The following is a 19,089-nucleotide window of genomic DNA, read 5'->3' as shown; positions in this document are numbered from 1 at the left end:
GTAATAACAACTATAAATTTACTAAATCTAAAAAATAAGCCTAATGTTGAATTAAGCGATACGGAGCACACACTCCTAGCCACTCTCACAATAATTTAAATAATTTATAGACCCGTTCGAAGGATTTTATTATGACAACATACACACGTGAAACCGATACTCTAGCAACACTTTGCCAATCTCAAGGTAGCGCATGGAAAGCCATTAACCCTGAATATGCAAGTCGCATGCGTTTACAAAACCGCTTTCGTACAGGGATTGAAATTGCACAATACACCGCAGATGTAATGCGTGAAGATATGGCCGCTTACGATAAAGACACCAGCCAATACACACAGTCTTTAGGTTGTTGGCATGGTTTTACTGCGCAACAAATGATGATGGCAATAAAGCGTCATCAAAAAACAACTAAGCGCAGTTATGTTTACTTAAGTGGTTGGATGGTTGCTGCACTTCGCTCTGCATTTGGCCCGTTACCGGATCAAAGCATGCACGAAAAAACCTCAGTGCCTGCGCTTATTGAAGAAATTTATACGTTTTTAAAACAAGCCGATGCCCGTGAACTAGACCACTTATTTAATGATCTAGACGAAGCGAAAGCCAATGGCGGCGATGTGCAAGCGGTGCTTGATAAAATTGATAATTTTGAGACACATGTAGTGCCTATTATTGCCGATATTGATGCTGGTTTTGGTAACGAAGAAGCAACCTACTTACTTGCTAAAAAGATGATTGAAGCAGGTGCGTGTGCCATTCAAATAGAAAACCAAGTGTCTGACGCTAAACAATGTGGTCACCAAGCAGGTAAAGTAACTGTACCGCACGAAGATTTTTTAGCAAAAATTAACGCTGTACGTTACGCATTTTTAGAACTCGGTATTGATAACGGTATTATTGTTGCGCGTACCGACTCATTAGGTGCAAGCCTTACGCAAAAAGTGCCTGTGTCTCAAACGCCAGGAGACTTAGCTAGCCAGTACAACGCGTTTTTAGAAACCACACCTATTAACGGTGTAGATGATTTAAACGAAGGTGATACGGCAATGAAAATTAATGGCCAATTATGTAAGCCAACGCGTTTAGAAAACGGTTTATACCAGTTCCGCGAAGGCACTGAAAAAGACCGCGTAGTACTAGATTGTGTAACAAGCTTACAATCGGGCGCTGACTTATTGTGGATTGAAACCGAAAAACCACATGTTAAACAAATTGCAGAGCTAGTTAACCGCGTTAAAGAGCAAGTACCTGATGCTAAGCTTGTTTATAACAATTCACCGTCATTCAACTGGACGCTTAAGTTCCGTGAGCAAGTGTACCAAGAGTGGCAAGAAGCGGGTCGCGACTTGAGCGCTTACCCAAGCCTAGGTGATAATAAAGGCCTAATGGCGCCAGAAATGGACGATACAGAGCTTGCTGCTGAAGCGGATGTATTAGTGCAAAACTTCCAGCGCGATGGTGCACGTGAAGCGGGTATTTTCCATCACTTAATTACACTGCCTACATACCATACGGCTGCACTAAGCACCGATATTTTATCAGAAGGTTACTTTGGTGATATGGGCATGCTTGCTTATGTACGTGATGTACAACGTCAAGAAATCCGCCGCGAACAAGCCTCAGTTAAGCACCAAGATTTAGCTGGGTCTAATATTGGCGATACGCACAAAGAGTACTTCTCTGGTGAAAACGCACTTAAAGCCGGTGGTGAAGATAATACCATGAACCAGTTTTAACTTTTCTAGATAGTGTTACTCAAGGGCCGTAAGGCCCTTTTTTTGTTGTATTAATATAAATCAGGCTCGGTTGAATTTAGTTTGGATCACAATTTAACTAGGTAGATATTAAGTACAGCTATATGGCTGCTTTTTTACTGTAAAGCCGCTTTAAAGTGCAAAATCCCCCTATTAAAAGGCTGTTTTTAGCTGTTTTACTAAGTATAAGTAAAATAATAAACCGAAATTTTACTAACCTGGTGCCTTTATAAAACAATTTTTTACTAACTGAGTGCTTATAAACAGTGGCTCAAACCGATTTTTTACCAACTCAAACGATTAAAATTACAATAAACCGAAATTTTACTAACTGAAAAACACCTAAGTCCGATATGGATAAGCTCAAAACTGTAAAGGGGGTTTACAGTTTGGCATTAATTAACCTAAGCGTTGGTAATTACAAAAAAATAGCCACTTAGGTGTGGCTATTTTTAAACCTAAACACGGAACTTATTTTTTGTTTGAGTGTTTATCAAACCACCATTGAATGTAGGCTACCTTAGTCATTAAATTAGAAGGGCGCGCCGTAATACCGTGTGATGCATTAGGAATACGCACCATGGCGGTATCAACACCTTGCAACTTAAGGGCTTGATAAAACTGCTCGGTTTCAGAAATAGGGGTACGGTAATCTGCCTCCCCTGTTAAAAGCATAGTGGGCGTTGTTACGTTACCTACATAGCTAATAGGTGAGCGTTTCATATAGTGCTCAATATGATGCCAAGGTTTACCTGGAAACCAGTAATCGGCAAAAAATGGATAAAAGTCGGCAGTTAGTACAAAGCTGATCCAATTAATGACGGGTTTAGCCACCACTGCAGCAGCAAACCTGTCGGTGTGCCCTACAATCCATGCGGTTAATACACCACCGCCAGAACCACCTGTTACAAATAGTTTAGACTCATCAATAAAGCCTTTCGCTATTAGTGCATCAACGCCGGTCATTAAATCGTCAAAATCGTTACTTGGGTAATTATGATGAATTGTTTGGGCAAACGTTTTACCGTATGAGTCACTGCCTCGTGGGTTCATGTATAAAACCACGTTTCCTTTGGCTGCAAACAATTGCACCTCGGTACTAAAGTGAGGGCCATAATTGGCCACAGGGCCGCCATGAATTTCTAAAACAAGTGGGTATTTTTTTGATTTATCAAACCCAGGAGGGTATGCAATCCAACCTTGAATTGGCAGCTGGTCGTGGCTAGATTTAAGCCAAATTTCTTCTACGTTGGCAAGTTCTTTATCGCCTAATGCATCGGCATTGAGTGTAGTGAGGCGACGAGCTTTGCCTCGTTTTATAGTGGCTATATCTGCAGGGCGCTGAGTATCGGCAAGTGTAAAAGCAATATCGCCATCTTCGCTTACATCAAAATCGCCGCCCGAATAAGGACGACCAAACGCAACGCTACCTATTTGCTCGGTGAGCACTTTACGCTTACCACTGCGTGGTTGGTAGGCAAGGGCGGTTTGGCCTTCGTCTGCGTAGCTAAAGTAAACCCCTTTTGAATTGGCACTCCATTTAATTTGCCCCACACTTCTATCAAAGTTAGGGGTTAGGCTTGTTGTTTTACCAGACTTTAAATCGCGAATATAAAGTTGCGTGTTTTCGTAATTAGTACGTTTATCGTCATACCCTGTATACGCTAAGTAACGCCCATCGGGAGATACTTTAGGTTGTTGATCTGGCCCATTGCGGTTGGTAATGGCCTTGATGTCTAGGGTGGTTAAATTAAGTTGGTATATTTCACTGTTGATTGGTTTTAATTGATTTTGTTCATGGCGATTGGCAGAAAAATAAAGGGCTTTACCGTTTTTACTGAAACTTACTTCACCCGCATTATCAAACTTATCGTGTGTAAGCTGCTTTGCATTACCGCCGTTGGCATCTATAGCAAATAATTGATTATAGCCTTTTTGTGTGTAGCCTCCACCGTCGGCTCGGTAGTAGACATCGTCTATAAATTTTGCTGGTTTGGCCCACGTCGCGCCTTTAGGCTTTCCAGGCAAACTTACAGGTGCGGCACTGCTACTGGGCACAAACATACTAAAAATAAGCTGATTAGAATTAGGGCTCCAAGTAATTGCACGTGGGCTGCTGGTTAGGTTACTTATTTTTGCTACAGCACCTGTTTTAAGCCATTTTATATAAATTTGGCTGCTACCATCGCGGTTAGATATAAATGCAAGGCGCTGGCCATCAGGTGAAAGTACTGGGGAGTGATCCATATGCACGCCAGAGGTAAGCGGCTGTAGTTGTTTGGTTTTATAATCAACTGACCAAATATTACTGACTTTACGGTCGGTTTTTATATCCATACGATTACGTACAAAGTACACCGTTTTACCATCGTCGGTTATATCAATTTGATTGGCATATTCAAGATTAAACACATCTTGTAGCTGTAATGTGTTGTCCTTTGCAAAAGCTAACTGGCTACTAGCTAGTAATAAACTGCTACTTAAACTTAGTGCTATAAGCGTCTTCATTTGTATTCCCTGTTGTGTTTTTTGTATACATAGTTATATGTCAGCAGGGAAAGGATGAAAAGCGCAATGCGGTGAAACAATAATTTGTAACTACGAGTTAAAGCTGTAAAGGGGCTTTACAGCTCGAAAGTATGAGTTATTAAGTTAATTCACACAGGGATTTAATTTCTTTAATAAGTGCAATACCGGCTGCGTTGTCGCCATGTACACATAAGCTGTTAGCGTTTAAATTAAGTGTACTGCCTGAGCGGGTGGTGACTGTGCCATCGTTTAAAAGCTGTTTTACTTGCGCTAAAAGCGCTGGTTTATCGTGAACACTGCCCTCAAGGTGGCGAGATACTAAGTGTCCTTCATCTGTGTATTGCCTGTCGGCAAAGGCTTCTAAAATTAGCTCAACGCCTAAACTGTTTGCGGCTAAAGAGTGTTTAGCAGAGTCTTTAGTGGCTAATAGCATGAGCTTTAATGGCGACGGGTAGTGCGCAACGGCTGTAATAACCGTTTGTAAAATATGATCGTTTTTCATCATATCGTTATACAAAGCACCATGTGGCTTAACATAGCTAAGTGTTAAGCCTTGCACTTTGGTCATGCCATCAAGGGCAGCAATTTGGTAATGTAAGCAATTAGTCAGTTCTTGCGCACTCAGCGCCATAGAGCGCCTACCAAAACCTTGTTGGTCGGGATAACTTGGATGCGCACCTATTTGAACGTTATGCTGCTTTGCTAAATATAATGTATCAGCGATGACATCTGAGTCACCAGCATGAAACCCACAAGCAATATTCGCCATATCAATATGAGGCATTACCTCATCATCTAACCCCATTTTCCATGCGCCAAAGCTCTCGCCTAAATCGCAATTAAGTTTCATTTTATATCCCTTGTTTTTATTATTTTATGGTAACAGGCAGCACGCCGTGAGCCGGTACATTACCTAACAATACTTTTGCTAGCGCTGTAAATGCAGGCCCTGCAACCGCATTGTTTTTATCTGTATCTATATTGTACGCATAAGAAGCAAGCACTGCATTAGCTCTGCTGCCAAACTGCGCTATGTCGTAGGGGGCCCGTAAGCTTATAAAAATTGTTTTTTTATTCACTGATGCTGCAATATCCAGTAAAGATGCCAGCGCTTTAGGTTGCTCTGCCGTATTGAGCGCAAAGCGAGGATTGTCTTTTAAATCATCCATTCCGCCAATCTCTACTGCACTTTGGTTTGGTGTGGCGTTGCCCGCGATAACAATATCTGCGTTTTTAATTAAGTTATGTGCTTTTACTGGGTCAAAGCCTTGCAAACTACTGCAACTATATTTAAGCGTAATGGAACTTGTTGCGCTAAGTGCTTGTTGCATAGCCATGCACTTTCGTGTGTCGGGCATAATAATATGTACATGCTGCCCTTTAGTTAAGTTAAGGGGTAATGCGTTATTATTATTTTTAACCTCGGTAATGGCGTTTACGGCAAGCTCGGCTTCTACTTTTCGATGAGCTTTAGAGCCAATAATATTTTTTGCTTTAGCTAACGTGCTTAATGGGTCTAACTTGGTCGTTAATTTAAACTTATTTTTTAACGTTGTTATACGCGAAGCCGATTGAGCCACTTCGTTTTTATTTAGCTGATTGCTGTTAACCGCTGCGATTAGTTCATCCATGAGTTCGTCTAGTGCGTTTAAATCATCCGGTGTTCTTATTTCTATGGGCATTAGGGCTAAATCTACGCCTGCTGCAAAAGTATTAATTACCGCTTGGGTAGGAGTGAAAAAATCGCTAATGCCAGCCATATCAAGTGCGTCGGTAACAACTACGCCTTGATATTTTAACTCGCCTCGTAAAATATCAGTAATGATAGTACGCGACATAGTGGCAGGCTTAATCATACTTTTGCCTTTAGTACTAACAAATGTACTGCTATCGAGCTGTGGGTATTGAATATGCGCCGTCATAATCATCCCTGGGTTTTGCGTAGCAATAATATGCTTAAATGGAGCGAGATCTTGCTGGTAAATTTCTTCTTTAGAATGGTTAACTTGTGGCAAGCCTGTATGGCTATCTACGTTAGTATCGCCGTGCCCTGGGAAGTGCTTTAACGACGTTATTACCCCATTGTTTTCGTACCCTGCAACTTGGGCTGCGCCAAGCTTACTGACTAAAGCTGGATTTTCACCAAATGAGCGTACATTAATTACAGGGTTATCTGGGTTCATGTTTACATCTACGGTGGGAGCGTAGTTCACATTAATACCTAAAGATTCAAGTTCTTTTGCTATAACCGTCGCTATTTGCGTCGCATATTTTGTACCGTGCTTTTCATATGTAGCCCCAATAGACATGTTACCAGTAAATGATGTGGCCACGTCGCGAGGCAGTCTAGCAACGCGCCCGCCTTCTTGATCTATTGAAATAAATAACGGCAGCTTAGAGCTCGACTTACTAGCAGCATTTTGTAATTGGCTATTAAGGTTAATGGTTTGCTCAATAGATTGGGTGTTTTCAGAAAATAAAATTACCCCACCAATATTATGCTTTGTAATGGCCGCTGCTAGTTCATCAGGGAGAGACGTAACCGGTGTTCTACATTGTTTGCTTGACCCTTGTTGACAAAAATAGCGTAAATCGAGTATTAGTTTTTGCCCCAGTTGTTGCTCAAGAGACAGAGTAGGCTTAGCAAAAGAAGATTGTAATGGCATTAAACACCCAGATAAAAAAACAACAGACGAAATAAAGCATTTATTTAGCAAAACACACTCCAGCGCTAAATAGATAAGTACCAGTAGCTTATCTACTTTTTTATACAACTGCAAAGTGCGTATTGATAAGGATTTTTACTAAGCTATAGACAGTATAATTAATGGCTTAATACTCAGGTAAGCGTTATAATCGAGGGCTTTGCATACACTTTTTAGTATAATTAATGATTGGTTGTGAATGAGCTTTGATTAAAAAATTATTACCAGCTTTAAATTTAAGAACTCTAATCTTATTGCTCGCTTTTTCTACAGCGATGAGTACGCTGATTGGAAGTTTTTACTCTACTTATCAAGTTCAAAAAGAGCAACTAACTGCATTCACTCTCAGAAGTAACCTAGCTTATGCGCAAAAGCTAGCGTCCGCAACTGACAATTTTTTAGAGTCGGCACTTCAGCAATTGGCTTATTCGGCTAACGTTATTGAACATCAAACAGATGATCTGCAGTTACTAAATAGCGAAGTAACTCGGTTAAATCTTCAAACAAAAAGTTTTAACTCTGTTGTGGTTAACGTTAATGGAATTCTTGCAGCTACTTCTCCACACTTTGCTACTATAATTGGCCAACCAATAAATACGCCTGGTGCAATTGAGGCTACTAATGAAAAGCGTCCGTTAATTAGTAAGCCGTATATGTCGGCAGCTGGCAACTTAATTGTTTTTATATCGCATCCACTATTTGATTTAGAGAACAATTATTTAGGCTACATTGGTGGCTCTCTTTATTTAAAAGAAAAAAATATTTTAAATGCTCTTTTAGAGCAGCATTATCACGAAGGGGGCTCTTATTTATATGTGGTTAGCTCAAATAAACGTATTTTGTATCATCCTGATGCACACCGTATAGGTTCTTTAGTTACTGATAACGCAGTTGTAGACGCTGCGTTAAGTGGCAAAAAAGGTACGTCGCAAGTACTTAATAGTAAAAATAAAACCATGTTAGCAGGTTATGCACCGGTTGCATCCTCTGGTTGGGGCATAGTGGCGCAAAGACCTTTAAAAGTAACGCTTTCATCACTGGATGTATTAACTATTGAAGTAGTTAAGCGAACGATCCCTATGGCATTAATCACATTTATACTCATAGGCTTATTTGCGCACTTTATTGCAAGGCCATTAAAACGTTTAGCCGAGAATGCTGATACTCTTGACGATCCTCAAAGCTTAGAAAAACTAAAAGCGGTTAAGTCTTGGTACTTTGAAAGTCATAGATTAAAAATGGCGATGCTAAAAGGGGTTAATATATTACAAATGCAAATAGGGCAGCTTCGCCATGATGCGCAAACAGATCCTCTTACAGAAACACATAACCGAAGAAGCCTAAATGGTTTACTTAACCACCTTATGTATAAACAAACACCTTTTGCTATTTTAGAAATAGATATCGACTTTTTTAAACGCGTAAACGACACCTTTGGCCATGATAAAGGTGATGAAGCGCTTGTTTACTTAACAAACATCATTAAAAAGCTCTCAAGAAAAGACGATATTATAGCCCGTATTGGCGGTGAAGAATTTGTGCTAGTACTACCTAACGAGGACAACAAAAGTGCTTATACAATTGCGGAGCGCTTGCGCACCACTGTGGAGTCTTCAAAAATAGATACTATTGGTCACATTACTATTTCGATAGGTATAGCAACTTGGCCAGATCACAGTAACGATATTGACAAAGTTTATAAATGTGCCGACAAAGCACTTTATTATGCTAAAAACCATGGCCGCAACAGATGTGTAATAGCTGACGTTAATTAAGCAAAAATGGCTTGTTTGTATGTGTGATAATTGGGCATACTAATGGTGGCCGTATTAAATTATTGTTAGCTATTATTCACCTTTAAAAGTTTTCTCATTTTAATTAACTTGCCTTAAGTTTTCTTTAAGTTTCGCTGGTTAAATTTAAACCCTGAAATATAAACAGGTTTAAATGAGCGAGCTTATGCAATTAGCCCACACTTCTACATCATTAGGTTTAACACAAAATAACAGTCAGTTTATTAGTGCTCGTATTGATGATGTTCATCGAAAAAATCTCGAAAATACAGTGAAAGAAGGTTTTTTAGTTGCGTATAACGCTGAGCTTACTTCTTTTATGCCACTACTTTGCCAATACGTTACCGAGCAAGGAAAGTGCACGCTGGGGCTGAGGCAAGCAACTTCGCCATTATTTATAGAGCAGTATTTAGCATCACCCGTTGAAGATTTTTTAGATGAGAGCATTTCTCGCAATAAAATTTTTGAACTTGGTAATCTCTGCTCTACAAATCGTAGGGCAACACTTGCGCATTTTATTATTGTTAACGAAGCTCTGCAAAGTGTAGGGGCAAAACATTTAGTGTTTTGTGCAACCAACAAAGTGCGTGCTTTATTGCGCTTACTTGGTGTTACGTGTACTGAAATTGCACTTGCTAGCAGTTTTGTAGTTGAGAACCCATTAAAGTGGGGCAGCTATTACGCTAACCAACCAACAGTATGTATTGTGAGCCTAGAGCAAGCTCATCAACAAGTACTAAATACCCCAATGCTTTATAGTTTAATGCAGCAAAACCACTCAAATATCAATTCGTTGGTAAACGCATTGGTGAATGTATGAATTACAATAATACGCATTCAGCATCGCCATTAATTATTGCCCATAATAAAGATCTAACACGTGAAATTAACAGCGATGAGTTTAACCAGCAAATACAAAAAGTAGTAAAAACACTACAAGGCTTTGGCCGCAAATGTGTCGCTTATAAGCTCGATAATACACCAGCTTGGCTTGTTATTGATGCTGCTACTGCAGTTTCTAACAAAGTGGCTGTGCCAATTGCTCACTTTTTTAGTGAGCAACAAACTCAATATGTACTAGCGCAATGCGGCGCTAATCTATTTATTAGCGACACGATAACCTCTTTATTTGGGGAGCCTGTTACCTCTATTACTGTGTTTGAGCTTTACACATTATATATTTACGAAATCGTTGTAGCTAAACCCGTCAGTTATTTTCCAGAAACTCAAAAAGTAACGTTTACATCAGGCTCAACTGGGCAACCAAAGGGCGTGTGTTTATCTGCAAATAGCCAAATGCAGGTGGCTCAATCTCTGTGCGATAAAATTAATATTAAAAAGCCTGTTCATTTGTGTTTATTGCCGCTAGCTGTATTGCTTGAAAATATAGCTGGGGTGTATGCCCCTTTAAAAAGTAGCGGTACAGTACACTTAATGTCATTAAATGAATTAGGCTTTGTTGGAACTACATTAAAACAGCCCGCACAGCTTATCGCTGCTATTGATAAAGTTAAGCCAAATACGCTTATTTTAGTGCCTGAACTATTAGCATGCTTAGTCGCTTTTGCAGAGCAAGGGTGGCAACCGCCTAGTTCGTTACAGTTTATTGCAGTAGGTGGTGCGCGTGTCAGCGAAATGCTAATAGTAAAAGCGCGTAGCTTAAACTTACCGGTGTACCAAGGTTATGGCCTTTCTGAGGCGGCATCTGTCGTTAGTTTAAATACACCCACAAACGATAACCTGCAAAGTGCCGGCTCTGTGTTGCCTCATATTCAAACCAAAATTGAAAATGGCCAGCTTTTTATAAAAGGCGATTTGTTTTTAGGCTACTTAAATCATCAACCTCACGACAAAGAACAGTGGTATGCAACTGGCGACCTGGTCGAACAGCATCAAAATACCTTATTTATTAAAGGCCGCCTAAAAAATCTAATTATTACTAGCATGGGGCGCAATATTAGTGCCGAGTGGCCTGAATCACTATTACTCAGCCAAAGCGGTATTTTACAGGCGGTTGTGTTTGGTGAAGGTCGACCTTTTTTAACCGCCATTATTTACGCCGATTCGAAGCTAAGTAACCCAGCGTTAGCGCAATACATTAACGCAATTAATAAACAACTACCCGACTATGCTCGAATTCAAAAATGGCATCGTTTAGCTGCTCCATTAAGTGTGCAACAAGGATTATTAACAACAAATAATCGCCCAAAACGAGATACCATAAGTAAGCAGTACCATGCTGTGTTTGAGCAATTTTACCGACTTGGAGAAGTAATTAATGAGTGATTTTTTTAACACCCTTAAAGAGCAAACTAAACAAGAGCAAAACTATCTGCTTGCAGCGCCGATTATACAGCGTGTTTTTAAAGGCGAAGCATCACTTGAAGAATACGCCTCGTTTTTAGCGCAAGCGTATCACCATGTTAAGCACACCGTGCCATTAATGATGTCGGTTGGTGCGCGATTAACCGACGATCAAGAATGGCTGCGCGAAGCCGTCGCAGAATACATTGAAGAAGAGATTGGTCATCAAGAGTGGGTACTTAATGATATTGCAGCCTGTGGTTTTGACAAAGAAACAGTACGGTGTAGTCAGCCGCAATTTGCAACTGAAATGATGGTGTCGTATGCGTACGACTCTATTGCACGTAAAAATCCCTTGAGTTTTTTTGGCATGGTGCATGTGCTTGAGGGCACTTCGATAGCGCTTGCTGATGGCGCGGCTTCAAATATTGCTAATGCCGTGGGCTTACCTAAAAAAGCATTTAGTTATTTAACCTCTCACGGCGCACTTGATATAGAGCATGTAAAGTTTTTTGAAAACCTAATGAACCAAATAACAGACGAGGCGGATCAGCAAGCCATACTTCATAGTGCAAAGCGCTTTTATCGTTTATATGGCGATATATTTCGTGGACTCGATGACGAGCCATTTTTTAAAGCAAGTGCACACGGCAAATTGTCATGAGTAGCCCTTTATGTGTGCTCACTGGTGCAACAGGCGGAATAGGGCAAGCGGTTGCTAAAGCCCTATATGCAGAAGGGTGGAAGTTACTGCTTGTAGGGCGAAATACCCAAGCCCTTGAAAAACTGAGCCGTGAATGCCCAGACAGTGAAATATTTACGGGCGATTTAACCGACGATACAGCAGGTATTAACCTAGCAATAAAAGCCAAGCAACTCGGCGGCGTTAAATTACTTATTAATAATGCAGGTATAAATACAATGCAAAGCCTTGAGCACACAAGTAATGAGCAAATAGATAATATGCTCATTACTAATTTGTCGGTGCCTATTAAATTATGCCAGCTATTTTTAGGACAGTTAGCATATACCAAAGGCACCATTGTTAACGTGGGATCATCGTTTGGCAGTATTGGCTACCCTTTTCAAACACTTTATTGCGCCAGTAAATTTGGTTTACGTGGCTTTACAGAAGCATTATCGCGTGAGTTAAATGGTTCAGGCGTTAAAGTGGCCTATTTAGCACCAAGAGCAACAGATACATCTATTAATAGCAGTAAAGCGCGGGCAATGAATGAAGAGCTCGGTAATAAAATGGACTCGCCAGAATTAGTTGCACAAGAGTTATTAACACTTATAAGTTCAAACCAAACAAGGCGCTTTATTGGTTTTCCTGAAAAATTATTTGCACGCATAAATGGCGTATTCCCAAGCGTTGTTGATAATGCTATTGCAAAGCAGCTTCCTAAAATTAAACGTTTTTTAAGTTAACAAACACACAAAGGCAAAATTATGTATAAATTTACACTCGCATTTTATTTAATACTAACCTCTGTATTTGCAACCGCAGTGCACGCAGATGAAGCGCAAGATTTAAGCGATATTCAACAAAAGTGGGCAATTGCTAATTACGAACTTAAAGACGATGCGCAAATAGACGCGTTTACACAACTAAGTGAGCAAAGCGCGTTATTTGTTAAAAACTACCCGAGCTCGGCGCAAACACATATTTGGAATGGCATCGTGTTAGCCAGCTTTGCTGGCGCAAAAGGAGGCTTGGGTGCACTTGGTTTAGCAAAAGAAGCAAAAGCATCACTTGAAAATGCACTTTCAATAGATGGCACTGCACTAAATGGCTCAGCTTACGCAAGCCTTGCAACGCTTTACAGTAAAGTACCTGGCTGGCCAATTGGTTTTGGTGATGACGACAAAGCTGAAAAATTATTTAAACAAGCGCTCGCTTTTAATCTCGAAGGCATTGATACTAATTACTTATACGGTGAATACTTGTATGACGAAGGCGATTATAAACAAGCTAAAGCGCGACTACTTGTAGCACAAGCTGCTGGGATCCGTGATACTCGTGCAAAAGCAGATAAATATCGTCAACAAGCAATAAGTCAGTTATTGGCTAAAGTAGATAAAAAATTAAAAAGATAAACACATAATGCATTTATTACTCGTTGAGGACGATCATTTAGTGGCGCAAGGGCTTATTCGCTCTTTGCGTCAAGAGGGCTACAGCGTAGAGCATAGTGGCACAGTAAAACACGCCTTAGAGTGCCTTTCTAGTGGTGAGATTGAGCTTGTTATTCTCGATTTAGGATTACCTGATGGCGACGGCTCGCAAGTTTTAAAGCATATTAAAGTACAAAAAAAAGTTATTCCGGTGGTTATTTTAACTGCTCGCGGCAGTATTGACGACAAAGTCCAAGGGCTCGATATGGGAGCAGATGATTACCTTGCAAAGCCGTTTGACCCTGCTGAGTTATTTGCTCGATTACGTGTAGCAAGCCGGCGCATTAACCAAACTCAGTCAAGCTTATTGCGCTGTGGTGATGTAGTAATGGATACCTCTGCTCATACAGTTAAGCTAAGTGATCAAACACTTACACTACCTCGAAAAGAATACATGCTTTTAAAAGCGCTGATGGAAAATCAGGGAAGGGTGCAATCAAAACTACAACTCGAAAACAAACTTTACCAATGGGGTGAAGAAGTTGGCTCTAATGCCATAGAGGTGCATATTCATCATCTTCGTAAAAAATTCCCTAGCGATTTTATTAAAACCTTACGTGGCATTGGCTACGTGGTTGGTAAGCGTTAGAGTGAGTTTGTTTTTCGAGGTTGAAAATGTCTATTCGTAAACGTCTAACCTTAATTTTACTTTCAATGATGGTGCTAACTTGCTTTTTAGCATTAGTAAAAGGCTATCAAAAAAGTATGAACCACGGTGAAAGTTTGCTTGATGATGAGCTTAAAATAGTGGCTGGCGTTTTAATTGAGCAACCATTAGCACTAAGCACAAATGTAGTACAAGTAAGCAATAATAGTGCTCAGTTGTTGTATCAAATTTGGCAAAATAATAGTTTACTTAGTGGCTCATCGAGTTTAACGAATAACCAAATTAGTTTTAGCGAGGGCTTTCAAACGGCCAATGTAGCAGGGCAGCGTATGCGGGTATTTGTGATGAGTAAAAACACCCGTAAAGTCATTGTTGCTGAACCTATGGCAAAGCGGTTTGAATTAGCTGAAGCCGTTATTTTATCTGCAATGTTACCAATGCTATGGGCAGTCCCTCTGCTTGCTATTTTTATTAGCTTTTTTGTTAAATACGCATTAGCCCCTCTTACTCGATTATCTAAGCAGCTGGCGTCTCGCCAAGCAAACGACTTTACGCCAATTAACTGGCAAGTAACCGACGAAGAAATTAAACCGGTTATTAATCGTTTAAACGATTTATTTAAACGCGTAGAAACTGCTTACTTACGAGAGCGCTTTTTTGCCTCAGATGCAGCTCATGAGTTACGTACCCCGCTCAGTAGCTTAAAAATTAATGTACATAATTTGGCTAATAAACAAAGTAACTCGCAAAACCATCAAGAATTACAAGCCATGTCACAAGGCATTAATCGCTTAAGTAATATTGTTGAGCAAATGCTAATTTTAGGGCGCACTCAGCCTGAACAATGGCAGAGGCAATTTAGCGAACAATCATTGCTAACGATTACTCAGCAAGTCGTATCGGAGCAATACAACAAAATAGATGAAAAAAACCAAACCATTAGTCTTGAAGGCGATGATTTTATTATTAATGGTGATGAGTTTACATTAACCACACTCATCACTAATTTACTTAGCAATGCCATAAAGTACACACCTGATAAGGGTCAAATTATAATTAAATTAGTATCAAGTAATAACGGCTATAGTTGGCAAATTGATGATTCTGGTGCGGGTATGACTGAAGAGCAAAAAGAGCGAATATTCAATCGTTTTTATCGAGTAGGAGGTGATCAGCATCCATCAGGCGAGCAAGGTGCCGGTTTAGGTATGGCGATTGTTCAACACATAATTGCTATTTATGGCGCAAGTATTCATTTAGCGAATAGCCCTTTAGGCGGACTAACCGTTAAGGTTACTTTTACAGGAGTAAAAAGTGACTAAACGTTTATTTAATCAGTGCCTTTGTTGTTTGTTATTTTTGTCGTTTAACGTGGCGAGTAAAGAGTACCTTATTATTTTAAAAGATCACTTGTTCTATCCCTCACAAATTACCATTCCCGCGAATAAAAAAGTAAAACTATTAATAGAAAACCAAGATAGCACACCAGAAGAGTTTGATAGCTTTGATCTAAACAGAGAAAAAGTACTCTACCCAAACCGTAAAAGCATTATTTATATAGGGCCGCTGAGTAAAGGGCATTACGAATTTTTTGGTGAGTTTTCGCCCAATACAGCAAGGGGCGTTGTCATAGTTGGTGATGAAGGGGCGCAGCATGCTAATAACTAGTTTAGTCATGAGTCTTAATCAATTGCTACCTGTGGCTATTTTATTAGTGCTACTACAAGTAGTTAAAAAACAAAGTTCTTTAAAAATAGGATCTGCTTTATTAATTGGCGCGTTCATGTCGTTTTTGTACATGCAAAGTGCATCATGGGTGAGCCAGTGGTTTGAACACCAAGGGCTAGAGTACTCACAAATAGGGCTCTGTATTACTCTATTTATTGCCGTATTAGTATTTGCAATAAAACAAAAATCAGCGGCTTTCTATATTGCTGTTATAAGCACAACAACATTGTACTTAAGCCACTATATTATTTACCTCACCAGTTTTTGGCAAAATAATGATGCAGGGCAAAGCTTATTTATTGGCACTTTATTAGGTGTTGGAATTTGTTTAAGTTTTAGCGTATTGCTGTACTTTTTAATGAATGCAATTAAGCACCGCTTTGGTATGTATCCGCTTTTTACTTTGCTTGCTTTTAACAGCGCGGCTAAGTTATTAGTTGCACTGGATTTGGCAAGCCAAATAGATTTAATTACCAACACCGCAACCGTGTGGGATTTACGCGATGTATTAAGCGAAAACTCTGAGCTTGGGCGCGTATTGCGTGCTCTTGTTGGTTATGAGGCCACTCCTAATCTAATGAGTGTACTTATATATAGTACAAGTAGCGTGATATTTTTATCACTTTGTTATGTTATTACGGCTTCAATATCTAAGGAACGTGTATGAAAGCACTCAACCTATATTTAGCGCTTAGTTTTACCGCTGTTTGTGTGTTGTTACTCCCAACCCAAGCAAAGGCCGATGGTATTGTTGTTGATAAGGTATATCACCCTTATGTTTTACCTTTTGAACGTGAGTTTGAATGGCGGTTAGTGTCGCACCAAACAGATAGTGGCAACATACTCGCACAGCGTTTGGGTGGCGGTGGTGCTATTAACGATACAATGGCACTAGAAGGTTACATAGTTGGTGAGCGAGACGATAACGGCGATTTTGGCTTAGAAGCGTACGAGCTTGAGCTACGTTGGCAACTAATTGAACAAGGTAAGTTATGGTCTGATTGGGGCGCATTATTTGAGCTTGAGAAAAAGCATAACGAAGATGTGTATGAAGCAACGTCGGGTTTTGTGATCGAAAAAGAATTTGGTAAAACAAGCTTAACTATGAATGCTTTTTTGGTTTATGAATGGGGGCAGGATATTCAAAATGAATGGGAAAGTGAGTTTAGAGCACAATACCGCTATCGTTATCGTTCTGCTTTTCAGCCATCTATTGAGGTGTACGTAGGAGAAGACTTCGTTGGTATAGGCCCTGGGTTTATCGGTTTGCAGCGTTTTGATGGCCAAAAGCAATTAAAATGGGAAGCCGGGTTTATCACTGAGATAAGCCAATCTGAAAAAAATCATAGCTTTAGGCTCGCATTAGAATTTGAATTTTAATTACACGTTTTTATGAACACTAGTTATAAAAGGTAAATACAGACTAGGAGAGCTTTTTATTAAAAAGCATAAAGGCTTGACATAATATTAAAACAATATATAGTGGGCCGCAGCTAGAAAGAAAGCATGATAGTTTATAAATCTTTATTTCGTTGTTGTATAAGTAATACTTGTAGTACCGTCCTGAAGTTTTTAAGTACCATCTCATTTTTTGCTACACCCGCTCTTACGAGCATATTTTTTATTTTTATATCAGGATATTACAATGTCTAACATCGTATCAGGTACAGTTAAGTGGTTTAACGAGTCTAAAGGTTTTGGTTTCATCGAGCAAGAAAACGGCCCAGACGTTTTTGCACACTTCTCAGCAATCAAAAGCGAAGGTTTCAAAACTTTAGCTGAAGGCCAACGTGTAGAGTTCACTCTTTCACAAGGTCAAAAAGGTCCTCAAGCGGATAACATCACTCCGTTATAATTTTTACTGTTAAAGTAAAAATAAAAAAAGCGCGTAAGGCGCTTTTTTTGTGCCTAAAATTTGACTGTCCTACCTAAACACCTATTCTTTTATAAAAATTTATTATATTTATTGTGGTGTTGTTATTTTAAAAGCCTTACTTTCACTTCTTTTTATATTTTGCATACAACCTGTTTTGGCAAATAGCTTTAAGCTAACTATATATACCGATCATTTTGCACCCTATAACTTTTTAAACGATGAAGGTGTTTTGACTGGTGTAAATTTTGATATCGTAAATACATTATGCATTGACGCAAACATAGAATGCACATTTAGAGTGCAGCCCTTTGCGCGTGCTATGAAGTCTGTATCGTTAGACCCCCACTCAGCAATATTTTCTGTAGCTAAACATGAAAACCGGGTAAGTGTATTCAATTGGTTAGGGCCATTAGTTTCAGGTAAAACCTACTTTTATAAATTGGCTGGTAACAATCAAGTACAGAGCGCTAGTTTGAGCGAGCTTAAAAGTTATACTTTAGGTATTGTTAGAGGAGATATATATGGCACCCTAGTCGAAAAGGCGGGTTTTGAACACGGCAAAAACCTCTTGGTGGTGGCACAAGAGCAAGAGTACATTGAGCTATTTATAAAAAAGAGGTTAGATTTAATTATAGGATCGGAGCAAGTCGTTAATAACCAACTTAAGGCATATGGTTTATCGCTAAGTAATGTTGAACAACTGTATGAGCTGCCTGTTCCGCCTTCTCTAAAAGATAACTATTTGGCGTTTAACAAACAAGTGCCTTTAGAGGTTACTAAGCGCTTTGAAATTGCGTATAACAAGCTTGTGCAACAGCGAGGGCTGGCATATTTTATGGCCCCCTATGAAAAATAATTAAGCTAGTTAAGGCTAAATATCATAGGGTAGGGGCGTTGTTTTTACTACCTCAAAATAGGCCTCATTAAGGGCCTTTATATATTTTAGATCAGTATTTATGTTGGCGGCTAAGTATGCATTAATGGTTAATTCATCCACTTTATAAAGAAAGCTTAAATGGTTTTTTTCATAGCCTAAGTACTCTACCATTTTAACCATAAAGTTTTTATCATCTACAATTAAGTCGACTTTGTTTGCTAACAACAGCGCATATGATTTTTTTATGTCAGAGGTTAGTACCACTTCAAAGCCTATTTTCGATAACGTATCTGTTGCAAAATCGTTGCGCTGCATCGCAATTTTATATTTTTTAGCATCCTCAGTTGTTGAAATACTTATATCTGAGCGACTACTTAAGCTAATAAATCCTAGTTCAAAATGACCTACTGGGCCGCCTATCCAGTGAAACTTAGCCTCTCGTTCTGGGGTTCTGGCGAGGCTATATATAAATGTATTATTGACTGTTGTTGCTAATTTATAAGCACGCGCCCAAGGGTACATATGAATGTCGGGAGATAAGCCGGCAGCTTTAAAAATGTCGCGTATGAACGCAGTGCCAGAGCCTGATACCTCTCCATTAACGAGGGTTTGATGCGGTGGTGAAAGCTCCGTAACGACTAAAATTTGCTTAGATGAAGCAAAGCTAAAAAAAGAAAAAAACAGCAATAAAGATACAATTACACGCATTAATTAAGTTCATCTCATAGTGTTCAATAACGA

Annotated in this window: 18 protein-coding genes; 14 read left to right on the top strand and 4 right to left on the bottom strand. The window is 39.5% G+C overall.

The features are described from left to right. Positions 1 to 131: 131 nt before the first annotated feature. A complete protein-coding gene (locus PSH48_RS04855) occupies positions 132 to 1,733 on the top strand; it encodes an isocitrate lyase (protein ID WP_004587182.1) in 1,602 nt (533 codons plus the stop codon). Between the two features lie 489 nt (positions 1,734 to 2,222). On the opposite strand, the gene PSH48_RS04850 is transcribed toward PSH48_RS04855, so the two are convergent. The 3 genes from PSH48_RS04850 to PSH48_RS04840 all read right to left on the bottom strand — a co-directional run bounded on the left by PSH48_RS04850 (position 2,223) and on the right by PSH48_RS04840 (position 6,946). Then, positions 2,223 to 4,259 (bottom strand): S9 family peptidase, encoded by a 2,037-nt coding sequence (locus tag PSH48_RS04850; protein WP_273611009.1) that lies wholly within the window; start codon positions 4,257 to 4,259, stop codon positions 2,223 to 2,225. A gap of 139 nt (positions 4,260 to 4,398) precedes the next feature. Further along, positions 4,399 to 5,130 carry a 5-oxoprolinase subunit PxpA gene (locus PSH48_RS04845; protein WP_273611008.1) on the bottom strand — a complete coding sequence of 244 codons (732 nt, stop codon included), beginning with the start codon at positions 5,128 to 5,130 and terminating at the stop codon, positions 4,399 to 4,401. Positions 5,131 to 5,149: 19 nt separating this feature from the next. Further along, a complete protein-coding gene (locus PSH48_RS04840; RefSeq protein ID WP_273611007.1) occupies positions 5,150 to 6,946 on the bottom strand; it encodes a glycoside hydrolase family 3 protein in 1,797 nt (598 codons plus the stop codon). A 314-nt stretch (positions 6,947 to 7,260) separates the two neighbouring features. Here PSH48_RS04840 and PSH48_RS04835 point away from each other — a divergent pair, with 314 nt between their 5' ends. The 13 genes from PSH48_RS04835 to PSH48_RS04775 all read left to right on the top strand — a co-directional run bounded on the left by PSH48_RS04835 (position 7,261) and on the right by PSH48_RS04775 (position 18,327). After that, a complete protein-coding gene (locus tag PSH48_RS04835; protein ID WP_273611006.1) occupies positions 7,261 to 8,760 on the top strand; it encodes a sensor domain-containing diguanylate cyclase in 1,500 nt (499 codons plus the stop codon). Positions 8,761 to 8,944: 184 nt separating this feature from the next. After that, positions 8,945 to 9,598, top strand: coding sequence for a thermostable hemolysin (locus PSH48_RS04830; protein ID WP_273611191.1), 654 nt, complete (start codon positions 8,945 to 8,947; stop codon positions 9,596 to 9,598). After that, entirely contained in the window at positions 9,595 to 11,064 is a 1,470-nt protein-coding gene (locus PSH48_RS04825; RefSeq protein ID WP_273611005.1) for an AMP-binding protein, read from the top strand. Before PSH48_RS04830 ends, PSH48_RS04825 begins: the two co-directional genes overlap by 4 nt. Beyond that, complete coding sequence (locus PSH48_RS04820; RefSeq protein WP_273611004.1) at positions 11,057 to 11,746, top strand: TenA family transcriptional regulator; 690 nt, start codon at positions 11,057 to 11,059, stop codon at positions 11,744 to 11,746. The genes PSH48_RS04825 and PSH48_RS04820 overlap by 8 nt, the downstream gene beginning before the upstream one ends. Next, a complete protein-coding gene (locus PSH48_RS04815; RefSeq protein WP_273611003.1) occupies positions 11,743 to 12,513 on the top strand; it encodes an SDR family oxidoreductase in 771 nt (256 codons plus the stop codon). The genes PSH48_RS04820 and PSH48_RS04815 overlap by 4 nt, the downstream gene beginning before the upstream one ends. 21 nt (positions 12,514 to 12,534) lie before the next feature. Further along, a complete protein-coding gene (locus tag PSH48_RS04810; protein WP_273611002.1) occupies positions 12,535 to 13,182 on the top strand; it encodes a hypothetical protein in 648 nt (215 codons plus the stop codon). A gap of 7 nt (positions 13,183 to 13,189) precedes the next feature. After that, positions 13,190 to 13,849, top strand: a complete 660-nt coding sequence (locus tag PSH48_RS04805; protein ID WP_273611001.1) for a response regulator — start codon at positions 13,190 to 13,192, stop codon at positions 13,847 to 13,849. A 26-nt stretch (positions 13,850 to 13,875) separates the two neighbouring features. Further along, entirely contained in the window at positions 13,876 to 15,189 is a 1,314-nt protein-coding gene (locus PSH48_RS04800) for an ATP-binding protein (RefSeq protein ID WP_273611000.1), read from the top strand. Beyond that, positions 15,182 to 15,535 carry a cupredoxin domain-containing protein gene (locus PSH48_RS04795; RefSeq protein ID WP_273610999.1) on the top strand — a complete coding sequence of 118 codons (354 nt, stop codon included), beginning with the start codon at positions 15,182 to 15,184 and terminating at the stop codon, positions 15,533 to 15,535. The genes PSH48_RS04800 and PSH48_RS04795 overlap by 8 nt, the downstream gene beginning before the upstream one ends. Then, the gene (locus PSH48_RS04790) at positions 15,522 to 16,262 is read left to right on the top strand and encodes an iron transporter (protein WP_273610998.1); all 741 of its coding nucleotides are present in this window, start codon (positions 15,522 to 15,524) and stop codon (positions 16,260 to 16,262) included. The genes PSH48_RS04795 and PSH48_RS04790 overlap by 14 nt, the downstream gene beginning before the upstream one ends. Continuing rightward, positions 16,259 to 16,975, top strand: a complete 717-nt coding sequence (locus PSH48_RS04785) for a hypothetical protein (protein WP_273610997.1) — start codon at positions 16,259 to 16,261, stop codon at positions 16,973 to 16,975. The genes PSH48_RS04790 and PSH48_RS04785 overlap by 4 nt, the downstream gene beginning before the upstream one ends. Before the next feature lie 265 nt (positions 16,976 to 17,240). Next, positions 17,241 to 17,450: a cold-shock protein gene (locus PSH48_RS04780; RefSeq protein ID WP_004587186.1), complete on the top strand. Its 210-nt coding sequence runs from the start codon at positions 17,241 to 17,243 to the stop codon at positions 17,448 to 17,450. Between the two features lie 175 nt (positions 17,451 to 17,625). Continuing rightward, on the top strand, positions 17,626 to 18,327 hold the full coding sequence (locus PSH48_RS04775) for a substrate-binding periplasmic protein (RefSeq protein ID WP_273610996.1): 702 nt from the start codon (positions 17,626 to 17,628) through the stop codon (positions 18,325 to 18,327). A 15-nt stretch (positions 18,328 to 18,342) separates the two neighbouring features. Here PSH48_RS04775 and PSH48_RS04770 read toward each other — a convergent pair whose 3' ends face one another. Further along, complete coding sequence (locus tag PSH48_RS04770; protein WP_273610995.1) at positions 18,343 to 19,056, bottom strand: substrate-binding periplasmic protein; 714 nt, start codon at positions 19,054 to 19,056, stop codon at positions 18,343 to 18,345. Positions 19,057 to 19,089: the final 33 nt, after the last annotated feature.

The organism is Pseudoalteromonas sp. Angola-4 (genome assembly GCF_028599265.1).
Taxonomy (GTDB): Bacteria; Pseudomonadota; Gammaproteobacteria; order Enterobacterales; family Alteromonadaceae; genus Pseudoalteromonas; species Pseudoalteromonas atlantica.
Note: the sequence above shows the minus strand (reverse complement) of the source record. Positions and strands in the feature narration are given on the sequence as shown.